Genomic DNA, 15,022 nt, shown 5'->3' with positions numbered 1-15,022 from the left:
GCGTTATACCGTTGCCGGAGTTTGACTTAGTCCGCCGTCCCGCAGCCGCAGAATACGATCGCACCGCCCCGCAAACTCCAGATTGTGCGTCACCAGAACCGAGGTCAGGCCGTGCGCCTTGTGTAGCCGCTGAATCAGGCTGAAGACGACGTCGGCGGTCCTGTTGTCCAGATCGCCCGTCGGTTCATCGGCAAACAACAGCCTGGGCTGCGTCACCAGAGCCCGGGCCAGCGAGACACGCTGCTGCTCACCGCCCGAGAGCTCGCCCGTGCGGTGGCTGAACCGGTCCCCCAGTTCCACCTCGGAGAGCCAGCGCCGAGCCGCCGAGATCGCCTCCGCCCTGGCCGTCCCGCGCGCCAGCAACGGCATGGCAACATTTTCCTCCGCGGTGAACTCCGGTAGCAGGTAGTGAAACTGCCACACGTAACCGATCTGCCGGTTGCGGAACTCAGCCTGTTCCCGCAGGCTGAGCTGGTCGACGCGGGTAGTACCGAGGTACACCTCGCCGACGTCCGGTTTATCCAACGCCGCCAGCAAGTGCAGCAGAGACGACTTCCCCGCCCCCGACTCGCCGACGATGGCGACCATCTCGCCTTCCGCCACCTCGAAAGAGAGCTCGCGGAACAGATCCAGGCGGCCCCGCCCCGTGGCGTAGGACTTGGAAAGCCCTCGAACATCGAGCAGGGTCTTACTCATATCGCAACGCCTCCGCCGGCAGGACCCGCGCCGCCGAGGTCGAAGGATAGAGCGTCGCCAGCAGCGAGACGCCTAGCGATACCGCTGAGACCAGAAGCCCATCCGTGATGCTGGGCGCGAACGGCAGATGATCGATCGAGTAAACCGATGCATCGAGGGGGAACCGATAGTGGCCGCCGAAGACAGAGAGCCCGTAACCGAGCACCAGGCCGATGACGGTTCCCAGTACGCTGATCAACAACCCCTGGAACAGGAAGATGCGGCGTATCTGGTCGGCACGGACTCCAAAGCTCATCAAGACGGCAATGTCCTTGGTCTTTTCCATCACCATCATGGTCAGAGCGATCAGGATATTGAGCGCGGCGACGCACACGATAAGCCCGAGGACGATGAACGTCACAATCTGTTCAAGCTTCAAGGCACGGAAGAGCTCACGGTTCTGCTCCATCCAGTTGGTTGTCTGGAAGCCCTGCCCGGCGGCTGCCTCGATCTGGCGCCCAATCTCGTTGGCTTTGTAAAGGTCATCCACTTTAAAGCTGATGACCGAAATCAGATCAGGCTCGGAGAACAGTCTTTGCGCATCCGCCAGCCGCATAAAGGTATAGCTGGAGTCGTACTGGTAGAAGCCGGAGTGGAAGATGCCGACGACCGAGTACCGCTGATATTTCGGTACGATCCCGATCGGCGTGAGACCTCCCTGCGGGCTGGTCACGAGCACCGTGTCCCCGACCGCAGCGCCAATGGTCTCCGCCAGGTCTTTACCGATGACAATCGGCGGGACGGCGATCGGTCCCTGCTTCTCTAGCGCCACGGCCGAACCCTGATTTACCTGCTGCAACAGGCCGCTGACGGTGCGCTCGTCTGCTGGGATGACTCCTTTAATAAGAGCGCCCCCGGATTTCGCGCCGCGGGAGACCAGCACCTGCCCATAGAGTCCAGGAGCAGCGGCAGTGACATGCGGCTGCTGTTTAAGACGAGCCAGCAGGCTCTGCCAGTCGGAGATGCCGTCGGAAGCGATCCGCATCAGATCCACGTGCGCCGTAGAGCTGAGCAGGCGATCCTGCAGGTCGCGCTGCATGCCATTGGTGATAGCCAGCGCAATAATCAGCGACATCACACCTGCGGCGACCCCGGCAACCGAGATCCCGGTGATGATGCCGATAACGGCTTGCCTGCGCTTCGCACGTAAGTATCGTGCAGCAATAAAGAGCTCAAATCTCACGCGCTCGCCATCCATCGCAGCGTCTTACGCGCCAGCCGGTCGAAGGCCAGAGCAGCCATCTCCAGATGTTCGGCCCGRGTGTCTTCGATCTTGTTGTGGCTGATCCCCCGCAGCGACTGGACAAACATCATCACGGTTGGGATGCCGGCACGGCAGACCTCCGCCGCATCATGCAGCGGGCCGGAAGGCATGCGATGCGACGTCCCCGAAATCTCGCGGACCGCCTCTTCGCACAGCGCAATCAACTCGGGATGAAACGGAATCGGCTCGATATTCCAGATCTTCGACCACTCCACCGTGCAGCGCTCCTCCGCGGCAAACCGCTCGCTGGCGGCTTTGGCATCGGCATACATTCCTGCCAGGACATCGGCATCGAGATCGCGCTGATCGAGTGTCGCCTCGCATCTACCCACCACCGCCGTCACGATGCCGGGAAAGGTCTTCACGCTGCCCATGGTGCACACCGCATCCGCATGCCTGCCCGCGATGGAGCGAATCTCCAGCGCCAGCTTGGCGGCAGCAGCCAAAGCATCCCGGCGATCTCCCATCGGAGTCGATCCCGAGTGCGCCTCCTGCCCATGGAAGGCGATCGCATGTCGCTCCACGCCCTTCGTTCCAAGCACAACACCGAGAGGTAACCCCAGGCGCTCCAGCACCGGTCCCTGTTCGATATGCAGCTCGAGATACGCGGCTATGTCGCCACGCTCGACGGAAGCGCCACCAATCTTCTCAACGTCGACACCACACTTCCGCAACGCATCTTCCAGCGTGACGCCGTCACGGTCTCTCCGAACACGATCGGCTCCGATCGTATGCGTTCCGGCGAAGGCGGATGAACCGAACAGACTGCGGCCAAAGCGCGCGCCTTCTTCGTCTGCCCAATCCACCAGCCGAATGGTAAACGGCGGCTTGCCGTCGTAGTCCTCATTGACACCACGCAGAATCTCCAGCCCACACAGCACACCGAGACAGCCGTCGAGCCATCCGCCGTTCGGAACGGAGTCCAGGTGGCTGCCAAGAACCAGCGTCTTCCCGCTCTTGCCCGGAAGCGTCACCCAGTTATTCCCGGCAGCATCCAGATGCTGCGTGACCGGAACTGCTTTCAGCTTTTCGTAGAACCAGGCCCGGGCCTTCAACCAGATAGGCGTCCACGCCACACGTTGAGCCCCGTCCTCATCAGCGGTCAGCGAGCGCAGCTCCCGCAGGTCGGCAAGCATGCGTTGCGGATTAATCGGCATGCGGTAGCTCCGGTTTCCGGCACAGGAACTGCCCCCGGCCGATTGTTCCCACAAACTCCCCATCGCGAACCTGTACCTCGCCGCGCACTGTCACCAGGGAGGGCCGGCCATCGACCTCGAAACCTTCAAAGCCGCTGTAGTCCGTGTTGGTCTTGTGTGTCTTGGCCGAAACCGTACCGCGATAGGCAGGGTCATAGACCACCAAGTCAGCATCACTCCCCAGGGCAATGGTTCCCTTCTTCGGATAGAGCCCGAAGAGCTTTGCCGGTCTCGTACTCAGCGCATCCACAAACCGGTTCAGAGTGAGACTTCCCCGGCTTACGCCATAGGTATAGATCAGCGGCATACGCTCTTCCACACCCGGAATGCCATTGGGGATCGCGGTAAACGCGTCCTTTCCCATCAGCTTCTGTTCCATGGTGAACGGACAGTGATCGGTTCCAACCGTATCGACTTCACCTGCCGCCAGCGCCTCCCACAATGCCTGCTGGTTGTGCTTCTGCCGCAGCGGAGGCGACATGACGTGTTTCATGCCCTCGACGCCAGGCCGCTCCGCCATCGTTTTATCGAGCAGAAAATGCGGCAGCACCGACTCGACGGAAACTTTGACACCGCGCTTCTTCGCGTCGGAAGCCGCCTTCAACGCAGGCACGCACGAGAGATGTACGACATATCCGCGGGCTCCGGTCGTCTCCAGGAAGGCGCAGAAGCGTGTCGTCCCTTCCATCTCCACGACTTCAGGACGGCTGGGCTCGTGCCACTCCGGCCCGGTCTTTCCTTCAGAGAGGAGCTCCTGCTGCAAACGTCCCACCAGCTCCGCGTTCTCGCAGTGAGCGGTGACGATCACACCCAACTCGTGCGCCAGCTTCAATGTCTGGTACATCTCGTCGTCGGTCACACCGAAGAAGTTCTTATAGGAGAGGAATATCTTGAAGCTCGTGGTTCCGTCGGCAACAATCTCGCGCAGCTGTGCCGCCGTTCCCTCGTCAAAGCGGCTGACCGCCATGTGGAAGGCATAGTCACATGCCGACTGCCCCTCTGCCTTCGACTTCCAGAGCTTGTACCCTTCCAGGGCATCCTCACCGCGTGAGGGACAACACATCTCAATCAGAGTCGTCGTCCCGCCTGTCAGCGCGGCAACCGAGGCAGTCCTATAGGTGTCTCGCGCGAAGGTTCCCATGAAGGGTAGATAGATATGGACGTGAGGATCGATGAAGCCCGGAAAGATGAACTTGCCGGTGCAATCGATCACTTCGACGCCCGGAGAAGCATCCAGGTTCTGTCCGATGCGGGCGATGGTCTCACCTTCAACATAGACGTCGGCGACATAACGTTCTGTCGCCGTAACGATCTCACCGTTCTTCAGCAGAAGGCCCATGGTGGAACCATCTTTACACAAAGCCTCGCCCGCAAACAGCGGAACGGCTCCGCTAAAGCGGAGCCGTCCAGGGCGGCGACATTTCCTATGTCAGAACTGGATTCTTCCGCCCATCTGGATCAGGCGGTTGAAGCCAATCTGCGAGTTGATCGTACCGAAGCTACCGCTGGTGATATTGCTTGAGCCGGGCGCAGCCAGTTGCACAGTGTTGAATGCGTTGAGCGCCTCCGCGCGGAACTCCGCAGACACCCGCTCGGTAACGTGGAACTTCTTATTTACGGAGATGTCCGAGTTGAAGTACCCAGGTCCGAGGCACGGCAGCGTACGCGGCACATTGCCATAGGCGTAGGCACCCGTAGCCATAAACTTATTGGCATACAGACGCTGCAACTGCGATCCTCCACTGCATACGCTGTGAGCATCCTCACCCGGAGCAAAAGACGGACGCTGTGCGCCGTAGCCTGCGTCCGTGCTACCACTGGTCTGCGTCACCGCGAGGGGCGAACCCGACTGCACGATCATGACGTGGTTGTAGTTCCATCCGCCGACGATGGCATCCATGAAGCGGTTGATGTTAGCCATGTGCTGGCGTCCGCGCCCGAATGGCAGCTCGTACGTTCCATTGAGCGTGAATCGCCGGGGAGAACCGGTCGTCGAACGCGCCCACTCCATATCCAGATTGCCAGTGTCCTGGGGACCCGCGCCGGAGCTGGTGAGAGAGCTGCTCGCACCCCAGAGATTGTCCCACGAAGACGCCCAGGTATAGGTTGCCATCATGGTCAAGCCATGAGTAAAGCGCTTTTGCACCTTCACTGCGAGCGAGTTATAGCGGGTGCCCCCCAGAGAAGACGCGTACGTGACATCCGTGAACTGCGCAAACGGCCGCAGCGACTGTGCCCGCGTAATCGTGGTTCGGGCCAGCAAGCCGTTCCCGCCAGAGATGTAGTAGGGATTCGTAACCGTAGTTGCCAGCCCGGACGAAACACCATTGTATTCACCAGCCTTTCCGATTGGGTTCGCAGAGTTCGGCGCGGCTGCTGCGGTCTTTACGCCGGCATCGGGACCGGAAACATAGGCAAATCCATTCGCTGCGCGTGTCTGCGAGGAGATCTGGTTGTAGTTAAAGCTGTTGGCCAGGTCGCGGCCGTGAGCTCCGACATAGCCGACCTTCAGAGCAAAACCGGCCGGTAGTTCGTATTGAATATCAGCCGAGTACTGATAGACGAACGGCGAACGTCGCGCCGGATCAATGAAACTAAGACTTCCACCGATGCCCGCCGCATATCCAAGCGTGTTACCGGAGGGCACGAGCGCTGAAGCACTGTAGAGGTTCTGCGGAGCATCGAGCGGATGAGAGTTCGCCGGCAGCGCCGCAACACCCGAAGGACCGCTGTAAGACGCCGAAGGCGCATACCCTGGAGAATAGTTAGTCGTCGGACTGAAGCTGGAGGGAGCAAAGAAGACGCCAAAGCCGCCGCGCACCGTCATCTTCGGCAAAATGCCGTAGGCAACACCGACGCGCGGAGCCACCTTGAACGAGCTGTAGTTGCTGGTATAGGTCTTTGCGCCGTTGACGCCTGCATACTGAACACCACCGCGCAAATTAGTCAGCRATCCGTAGTTGTAAACCGCCAGCGGATCCAGCCCGATCGTCAGCCTGTCGTTCGCCTCGTGGAAGCCAGGCTCCATTTCGATACGGACTCCCATATTCAGCGTCAGACGCTGGTTCACGCGAAAGTCATCCTGGCCATACACCGCGTTGTACTTGGTGTTGAACTGGAAGGATCCAGGCGTAACTCCCAGGCTGGCTGAGTTCGGCAGCCCCATCAGCATGTCCGCAATATCGGACCCCACCTTTCCGGTCGCCGTGCTGGCTACGTTGGTTGAGTTGGTATATCCGCCGGTAAAGGTGAAGGAACCGCCACCCGAGCTCGTGCTCCAGAGAACATTCGAGATCGAGCGAAAGACATAGCCAGTCTTGAAGGTGTGCTTTCCATAACTCTTGGACAAACCGACGACAAAGCTACGCGAGAAGTAATCGGATGGACCCGAATCGCTGCCTCCCAGCACACTTGTCGTTCCTCCCGAGGTCGTGATCGTAGGGAAGGTCTTCGAGCTGAGCTGTGAAACATACGCCGACGGAAAAAGCTGCGTCTGGTCATAGCCCGTATGGATACGTTTGGTCTCGTTCGGGAACCGGTTGAAACCCCATCCTGCATTCAGCACCATAGTGGGGCTCAGTGTGACCACGCTCGTTACATTAATCGCGTCAACTTTGCGATATAGCAGGTTCGCAGTCGAGTACGGAATCTGGTAGACGTTACCCGATGGTTCTTTGGAGCCATAGTGAAGATAAGAAGCCGCCGCTCCCCACCATTTTGTGATCTGGTGATCAAGCTTCAGACTGAATTCATCAGCGCGATCCCCAAGAGTATCGTTGCCGAAAGTATTGTTACCCGTCGCCGAAGTCGTGGTCGGCAGCGGAAGAGCTGCGGCAACCTTCAAGCCAGCCGGAGACAGATAGGAAGAAGGAATCTTCGCATTCGGAATAATGACGGTACGATTCGTTCCGGTCGGCGCAGCGTATGGGTCATACAGCGTTAGGCCACTCTGGCTGAAGTCGCCGGTCCGCTCCAGCGCCGTTGGAAACCGGGCGCCGGTACTGGAGAGCGGTGAACGCTGACGATATCCCTCTTCGGCCACCCAGAAGAAGGTGCGATCCCTTCCGTTATATAAACCAGGAATACGTATCGGACCGCCGAGGGCGCCGGCATAGCTATACCATTCAGCCGCTCCGCGAGGTGTCTGCGGAGCCACCGTAACACCGTTCACAACGTAGGGAGTACGGTTGTAAGCCCAGCTGTTGGCGGTCCAGTTGGTTTGGCGGGTCAGGCCCATCAGAGTGCCGTGAAGTGTATTTGAGCCGGACTTCAGCGAGGTATTGAACATACCGCCGCCGGTTCTTCCCATTTCCGCGTCAAACGTGTTTGCCTGAAGCTTCATCTCTCCCGTCGCTTCAAGCGAAGGGATAATCACGGCGCGGTTGGTGGAGTCTGTGATCGGAACACCGTCCAGAAGGTAGTTGTTGGTCCCGGTCGGGCCGCCCGCGATGGAAAGCTGCGACGAGCCGGACTGATCCTGAAAACGCACGAAACGTGGATCTCCGGTAAAAGTGACGTTCGTATCGAGTTTCGTGAAGAGGAACGGGTTTCGGCCCATGTTGGGCAGCGTCTGCAGCTTCTGCTGATCGAAGGTCTGGCCGTTGGAGGCGGAGGCGGTATCGATCATGGGGACATCCGCCGTGACCTCCACACTCTCCGCCGTCGAACCCGTCTTCATCCCCATATCGACGGTGGTTGTAACCCCAATCGTGACCAGGACATGCGTCTGTGTCAGCTTGGTGAACCCCGGCGCCAAAATCGTCACGGAGTAATTTCCAGGATCGACGGCAGCAAAGGTATATTCTCCGGCGCTGGTCGTTACGGCCGAACGAGAGATGTTGGTGCTTTCGTCGGTCAGCGTGACGACGGCGCCAGCCACCACCGCCCCGGTGGCATCGGTCGCCAGACCGCGAACACCGCCATAGTTGGTCTGCGCCGGAAGCGCAGAGGTACAAAACAACGCTACGGCGAACAGCGCAACGACGGCACGGAGTCGAAACAGATGAGCAATCACGGAATCCTCCTGGCAAAGCGGTAGAGACACATCTGCTCGCGCCCGTGGCCGCCAGAAAGGGCAGGACGGGACGTTCAGGCGCGCGTCAGCGAAAGCGTGAAAGCCGGCTTCTTCCTGGCCGCAGCGGCCAGACACCACGGGGAGGAAGGTGCGAACCCTCACGCAAAAGACTTCGGTTGTACCGATAAAACGAGGAACTGCTTGCACTGCCTGGGACTGACGATCGACTTCACCCTGCTCCTCGCGGAGCACGGCTCACTTCGGTACAGCGTCACAACAGTCCGGGATGTTCCCGGCGACGGCTCGTAGCTCCGGCGAAAGACACCTCACCAGAAAAGCGGATGCACTTTCTCAGGAGCCCTTTTGATTTGCGGTTATGTCGAGATGTTGCCATCGCTATGAATTTTCTGTCAAATCAAAAGTCAAGCCTCACGTTCATCACATTTGGGGTGAAGCCCGCGTCCATATCTATATCCGCGGACTTTTCCTGAGTTGGGAATTGTGTCGGCACTTTGGGTTAGGTAACCGGATTTTCACAGTAGATGGTGCAGCCGTTTACTGGTATTGTGGGCGGTAAGTTGCCATCCAGTAGGGTTTTAGGCAAGCGGCTACACTACTGGAAGTAGTAGATGTGGGCGGTGTTCCGACGTTTGAGCGGCACCCAACCTGAGTGTCACCGCATCAAATAACTGATTCGGTGATGGTCTGAAGTACCGAAGGCACCGCGAGTCTCCGGCGGATTAACTGCCGGGATATCCGGTGAGCTGCAGGGGGAACATGTTCGAACGGTATACGGAGAAAGCACGGCGGGTGATCTTCTTCGCCCGGTACGAGGCCAGTCAGTTTGGGTCACCTTACATTGAGACGGAGCACCTGTTGCTGGGTCTGCTCCGCGAAGATAAGGCGCTGACGAACCGTTTTCTGCGGTCGCACGCCTCAGTTGAATCCATTCGCAAGCAGATTGAAGGACATACGACGATTCGGGAGAAGGTCTCGACCTCGGTTGACCTACCCCTTTCCAACGAGTGCAAGCGCGTTTTGGCCTATGCCGCTGAGGAAGCAGAGCGTCTGAGCCATAAGCACATCGGTACGGAGCACCTCTTGCTGGGTCTGCTTCGCGAAGAAAAGTGCTTTGCCGCTGAGATTCTGCAGGAGCGCGGCCTGCGGCTGCCARCCATCCGCGAGGAGCTGCAGCGCACCACCCAGGAGAAACCAGCGCAGCGTCAGCAGCAGCAGCGTGAGCAGTCCATGCTCGCCGAGTTCTCGCGCGACCTGACCCAGGCCGCCATGGACGCCCAGCTCGATCCGCTGGTCGGCCGTGACGCTGAGGTCGACCGCGTCATCCAGATCCTGTGCCGCCGCACCAAGAACAACCCGGTCCTGATCGGCGAACCCGGTGTCGGCAAGACCGCCATCGTCGAGGGCCTGGCACAGAAGATCGCCGACGGCGACGTGCCCAGCTTCCTGGCGGACAAGCGCGTCCTGTCTCTGGACCTCTCACTCATCGTGGCCGGCACTAAATACCGCGGCCAGTTCGAAGAGCGCCTGAAGACCATCATGAAGGAGCTGATGGAGAATCAGAACTCCATCGTCTTCATCGATGAGCTGCATACTCTCGTCGGCGCCGGATCGGCCGAAGGCTCACTCGATGCCGCCAACATCCTGAAGCCGGCGCTCTCCCGTGGCGAGATTCAGTGCATCGGCGCAACCACGCCGGCGGAATACCGCAAATCGATCGAAAAGGATCGCTCGCTCGAGCGTCGTTTCCAGGCCGTCAAAGTTCCCCCGCCGAACGAGGAAGATGCCATCAAGATCATCATGGGCATCAAGGAGCGCTATGAGAAGTTCCACGCCGTCAGCTACACCGACGACGCGATCACCTTCTCCGTCTCGCACTCGAGCCGCTATATTCCCGATCGCTTCCTTCCCGATAAGGCCATCGACCTGATCGACGAGGCAGGCGCCCGCGTGAAGCTGAAGCAGACCTCCCTGCCGGATGAGATCACCGAGGTGCAGAAACGCATCAAGTTCATCGTGCACCGGATGGAGAACGCCATCGCGAACCACGAGTTCGAGAAGGCGCGCTTCTACTCCGACGAAGAACGCAAGGAGCGTGAGAACCTGCGCACGCTGCGCGACAAGTACCATCTGGACGACTCCTCCTCGGGCATCGTTACCCGCGAAGACATCGAGGATGTCGTCAGCCGCTGGACTGGCGTGCCGATCACGGCGATCAAGGAAGAAGAGACCCAGAAGCTGCTGCGTGTCGAGCAGGAGTTGCACAAGCGGGTTATCTCGCAGGAGAAGGCCATCAGCGCCCTCGCCCGCGCGATTCGTCGCTCGCGTGCCGGCCTGAAGAACCCCGGACGCCCGATCGGAAGCTTCCTCTTCCTGGGACCGACCGGCGTCGGCAAGACGGAAATGGCGCGCACCCTGGCGCAGTTCCTCTTCGGCAGCGAGAAGTCGCTGATCCGGTTCGATATGTCGGAGTTCATGGAGAAGCACTCCGTGTCGAAGCTGATCGGTTCGCCTCCGGGATACGTGGGATACGAGGAGGGTGGCCAGCTCACCGAGCGGGTGAAGCGTTCGCCCTACTCCGTTGTCCTTCTCGACGAGATCGAAAAGGCGCATCCGGACGTCTTCAACCTGCTGCTGCAGGTCTTTGAAGACGGCCAGTTGACCGATGGTCTCGGCAATACGGTCGATTTCAAGAACACGATCCTCATCATGACGTCGAATATCGGCGCCAAGCACCTGATGAAGCGTGAGGGACTTGGCTTCCAGTCGAGCAAGGAAGATGTCGTGCTCGAAAAGATGGAAGAGCTGGTGAAGGGCGAGGTAAAGCGTACCTTCAACCCCGAGTTCCTCAACCGTCTGGACGAGGTCATCGTCTTCACGGCGCTCAGCGACAGCGACCTGATGCAGATCCTGGAGCTCCTGGTGCAGCAGTTGAACACCAACCTGGTGCACAAGGCGATCACGATCTCGGTCACCGACGAGGCGAAGAAGTGGATTCTCGACAAGACGCTGACCGACCGCACCTACGGTGCGCGTCCTCTGCGCCGCGCGCTGCAGCGCTATATCGAGGACCCGCTCTCCGAGGCGCTGATCGCAGGCAACATCACCATGCGGCCCGCATTCCTGGAGGTTTACCTCGAAGGCGACAAGCTCTTCTATCGCCCGGTTTCGTCAGAAGGCGAAGAGAAGCTTGCCGGCGCAGCTCTCTCAATCCCATAACACCTGCGTTCCAACCCGAAAAGCCCCGGGAACTTTCCCGGGGCTTTTTGCTTTTCTGATAGGTTTGGTTGGAGCATTTTTCCAGGAAAATGCCTAGCCGAGGCCATACTCGATGAATCGGCGCGAACTCGGAACGCTTCTGCCTGCGCTGCTGGCGGGTCTGACGATAACTGAAACCGCCGAAGCAGCCGAACTGAAAGAACTGGTGAGCGGAGGCTACAAGCGAGGAGCCCTGAAGCCGACGCCGCAAGCCGGACGAACCTCCGGGCCGATCCTGAGCCAGGGACTGCTGAAGGCAGGCAACATCCGGCTGGAGAGCCACTTTACCTCGATTGAACCGGGGTCAGATACACGAGGCCGTGGGCACCCATCTGCATAGCGAGATCTGGCTCATCACCGAAGGCACACTGGAGCTGAACATCAACGGAACGCCGCATCTGCTCAACGTCGGAGATGTAGGGCTAGAGCATCTTTCCTGTTGCTGGGTATTCCGGAAGGGCGTACAGCGGCGTTTTCATTGAGATGCAGAAACCCTACACTACACCTACAGGAAAAATGCTCCATGCGTCGCTGGAGATCGTCACTATGTGGCGAACGCAGGCAAGACACGGGTCTCCTACTCTGTGGTGACTGTCGGTCCGCCGGAATAACAAAACCCCGGCGTGAACCCGGGGTCCTGCAATCAGACGGATTGGTTTTACATCAGTGTCTGGACAGACTTGACTGCCGCATTGACGGCATCGCCTGCCGTATCGATGGCATCTTCTACTTGCGAACGAGTCTTCTTGTAGAGCTTCTGAGACTCTTTCGCAACCTTATCGGCACGCCCCTTAAGATAATCGGCCGCGTCCTCAAGATAATCTCCTGCATCATCGATGCCCTTCCTCAGTTGGCGGCGGGTACGGTCGCCGGACTGAGGAGCATACAACAGCGCCACAGTCGCGCCGGCAGCGACGCCGATTCCAAATGCGATCCAGATTCCTTTAGCGCTCATAATATTTTCCCTTTCTTGCACGGTTCGGGAACGTCATATCCCTGGTTACTGTGATGGACGAAGTTTCAGAGAGGTTGGTTCGTTGAAAAGGGTCAGCTCTCGAAGTCCGCTACCGAAATAGCACCTTTGGGCCATCCACCTTTGTGGCATCGCTCCCCAAAAGGTGGAATGGCGATATGTACTATGACAGTACATCCTTAGATTGTTCYAATCATTCTCTCCCGGGCCACTGAGCAGCACCCCCCGAAAGGACCACCATTATGACGCACGACCTCATTCTTGGCGCAGTCTTTGTTGCTATGCTCATCGGCCCTGCTATTGTTGCCGTTCGCGCCGGCGGTAAAAACTAGAGCGTTTTCCGCAATGAAGACGCCGCTGCTCACCCCTCACGGATACCCAGCAACAGGGATAGTGCCCTAGCATCAGGCTCGCCAATATCCACGCGAGTGCTCCTTCTCAGAACGATATAGTCCGGCCGCCGTAGTTGGACGTACAGTGCAGCCATGCAAGATGTTTTTCAGGTAGGACTGTACCTCGTGCTCATTGGGCTCCCAGTAGTGCTCGCCTTTCGCGGCGGGCGCGAGAAGGTTGCAAAATCGACATCCACCGGTGAACTGCCGAGTCTGGAGAGTATGACGCTGACGCCCCGGCGCATCACTGGGAAAATGCTCTATCCAATCCGGCCAGTCCCCTGGCCCGGATAAAGATCTTGGAAAACATCGCGGCATTCAGCTTTCCTGTAAGCGTGTTTCGCAGCGARGGGTGGTAGCTCGCGATCAGGTGCACGCCGCCCGGCAGAACATACTCTGCTCCGTGGCCGAACTTGAAGCCTCGCTTGTTTGCAAGTTCACCGGTATTAACCAGGTGAGCCAGATAACCGTCAAAGGCAATCTTCCCCAGGCAAACGACAACCCTTACCCGTTTGAGCGAGGCAATCTCGGCGGTGAGATGCGGTGAGCAGTTCCGAATCTCCTGCGGTGTAGGCTTGTCGCCTGGCGGCGCACATCGCACTACGGACGCGATATAGCTGTGCTTCAGCTTCAGACCGTCGTCACGGTGCGCTGCCGTCGGCTTGGACGCCAGCCCCATGGCATGCAGTACCGGATACATGAAGTCTCCGGAACCATCTCCCGTGAAAGGGCGCCCCGTACGGTTGGCGCCATGGGCGCCCGGCGCCAGCCCGAGAATCAGGATCCGTGCTCTGGGGTCTCCGAATCCGGGCACCGGCTTGGCCCAGTAGGTCTGGTCCAGATAAGCGCGCCGCTTTGTCTCTCCAATTCCCTTGCAGTAGGTACGAAGCCGCTCACACCGTTCGCAGGCGTATACTAGCCGGAAGTTATGTACGAGGAGAGCACCGGTTTGTCCGAAATCTTCCCTGCCCCCCGCAGCACTGGTTCTCAGGTTTTTCGTCTTCAGACTCCTCGGCGGAATGGGCTGCGACATGGCCTGATCGCCCTTACCCTCTCAAGCTGGTTGCTGTTCCCAGGTCTTGGTTGCAAGCGAGGTGAAGGCGCCGCGGCGTTGAAGCGTCTGGCCAGCACAGACGACTCCGTACCGGCTCCGCCTGCTCCCCCCAAATTTGGCGGCCAGGAGGCGTTGACCTTGAAGCGCCTTCAGACTTACAGCGGCGAGGTCCCCGAGTTTACCGCGATCACTGTACTTCCCGGACGCGGTATGGACATCGCATCCATCAAGGCGTACCTGCCCGGCCGTGGCGAAACGGAGCTTCTCAATGTTCCCCCTCTCAGCCAGATCGCAGCTCTGATGACAGGAACAGGTGCGGATAGTCATGGAGAAGCCAATGCGACCGCCGGAGCAGCCTTTCTTGTTCCCTTTGTCAACCCCCTTGCCGGCTCCGTCAGTGCCGACGGAAAGAATCTCGCCGTCAACGTACACGGGAAGAGCATTTCCCTGCCTGTCGCGATCGATCCTGATCATCCGGCCGCGCCACCGATGGCCCGATTCGGCCTGCTGAGCCTGATGAGCACCTCGATCCCGCAGATCAACACCATGCCGGATGGAAGTGAAGGACGAGCGACCTATGAGACGGGCAACTTCGGCGGCCACTGGCCCGGCAAACTAGAGGTAACCGTATCGACCCTGCTAAGCGGGAGGGCGATCGATCTGTTGATCTCCTCAACCAACACCGGTTCCGAACCGGTTCCTGTGAGCGCCGGGTGGTATCCCCGGTTCGCCATCCCGAGCGGCAATCGCGCACAAGCCACCGTGCGTCTTCCTAAAACGTCGACCGCGGGTAATCTCAGCAGCTCCTCCGACGGCTTTAATGCCCGCCAGGGCAAAGCACTCGGGACACAGGAGCTCGACGTCACTCTCGTCAATCCGAAGCCCTCCCTTTTCGACAACGGACCAACTGTGGAACTCCGCGATCCGGCGATCGATTATGGCCTGCGTGTCGTAGGTATGTCCGCTTCCATCAATGGCATACGGGTGCTTGCCCCCTCTGGAAAGAACTGGATTGTGGTTTCAGCGGTCGCTAATCCGAACGATTCCTCCGGCAAGCCGCTCGATGCCGAAAATGCGAATGACCTTATGCTGGCGCCCGGGAAGACCCTGCAATGGAG

Annotated in this window: 10 protein-coding genes; 3 read left to right on the top strand and 7 right to left on the bottom strand. The window is 59.2% G+C overall.

All coding sequences use genetic code 11. The annotated features are described in order from the left end of the window. Positions 1-3 precede the first annotated feature (3 nt). The 5 genes from AB4043_RS01345 to AB4043_RS01325 all read right to left on the bottom strand — a co-directional run bounded on the left by AB4043_RS01345 (position 4) and on the right by AB4043_RS01325 (position 8,209). Positions 4-696: an ABC transporter ATP-binding protein gene (locus AB4043_RS01345; protein ID WP_442299206.1), complete on the bottom strand. Its 693-nt coding sequence runs from the start codon at positions 694-696 to the stop codon at positions 4-6. Continuing rightward, positions 689-1,918, bottom strand: a complete 1,230-nt coding sequence (locus AB4043_RS01340) for an ABC transporter permease (RefSeq protein WP_442299205.1) — start codon at positions 1,916-1,918, stop codon at positions 689-691. Before AB4043_RS01340 ends, AB4043_RS01345 begins: the two co-directional genes overlap by 8 nt. Continuing rightward, the gene (locus AB4043_RS01335) at positions 1,915-3,156 is read right to left on the bottom strand and encodes a Zn-dependent hydrolase (RefSeq protein WP_442299204.1); all 1,242 of its coding nucleotides are present in this window, start codon (positions 3,154-3,156) and stop codon (positions 1,915-1,917) included. The genes AB4043_RS01340 and AB4043_RS01335 overlap by 4 nt, the downstream gene beginning before the upstream one ends. Further along, entirely contained in the window at positions 3,146-4,534 is a 1,389-nt protein-coding gene (gene hydA, locus AB4043_RS01330) for a dihydropyrimidinase (protein ID WP_442299203.1), read from the bottom strand. The genes AB4043_RS01335 and hydA overlap by 11 nt, the downstream gene beginning before the upstream one ends. 90 nt (positions 4,535-4,624) lie before the next feature. Further along, positions 4,625-8,209, bottom strand: coding sequence for a carboxypeptidase regulatory-like domain-containing protein (locus tag AB4043_RS01325; RefSeq protein ID WP_442306363.1), 3,585 nt, complete (start codon positions 8,207-8,209; stop codon positions 4,625-4,627). A gap of 777 nt (positions 8,210-8,986) precedes the next feature. Between AB4043_RS01325 and AB4043_RS01320 the strand changes: the two genes are divergently transcribed. Both AB4043_RS01320 and AB4043_RS01315 read left to right on the top strand, forming a co-directional pair. After that, positions 8,987-11,446, top strand: coding sequence for an ATP-dependent Clp protease ATP-binding subunit (locus AB4043_RS01320; protein ID WP_442306362.1), 2,460 nt, complete (start codon positions 8,987-8,989; stop codon positions 11,444-11,446). A gap of 112 nt (positions 11,447-11,558) precedes the next feature. Then, positions 11,559-11,825 (top strand): hypothetical protein, encoded by a 267-nt coding sequence (locus AB4043_RS01315; RefSeq protein ID WP_442299200.1) that lies wholly within the window; start codon positions 11,559-11,561, stop codon positions 11,823-11,825. A 318-nt stretch (positions 11,826-12,143) separates the two neighbouring features. Here the strand turns inward: AB4043_RS01315 and AB4043_RS01310 are convergent, their stop codons facing one another. Both AB4043_RS01310 and AB4043_RS01305 read right to left on the bottom strand, forming a co-directional pair. Next, positions 12,144-12,440: a YtxH domain-containing protein gene (locus AB4043_RS01310; protein WP_442299199.1), complete on the bottom strand. Its 297-nt coding sequence runs from the start codon at positions 12,438-12,440 to the stop codon at positions 12,144-12,146. A 654-nt stretch (positions 12,441-13,094) separates the two neighbouring features. Further along, the gene (locus tag AB4043_RS01305; protein ID WP_442306361.1) at positions 13,095-13,883 is read right to left on the bottom strand and encodes a uracil-DNA glycosylase; all 789 of its coding nucleotides are present in this window, start codon (positions 13,881-13,883) and stop codon (positions 13,095-13,097) included. 159 nt (positions 13,884-14,042) lie between these two features. On the opposite strand from AB4043_RS01305, the gene AB4043_RS01300 reads away from it, so the two are divergent. Then, on the top strand, positions 14,043-15,022 hold a 980-nt coding region (locus tag AB4043_RS01300), incomplete at its 3' end, for a hypothetical protein (protein ID WP_442306360.1).

Source organism: Terriglobus sp. YAF25 (assembly GCF_052113305.1).
In the GTDB taxonomy this organism is placed as follows: Bacteria; Acidobacteriota; Terriglobia; order Terriglobales; family Acidobacteriaceae; genus Terriglobus.
The sequence above is the reverse complement of the archived record's forward strand: the minus strand, read 5'-3'. Positions and strand labels throughout refer to the sequence as shown.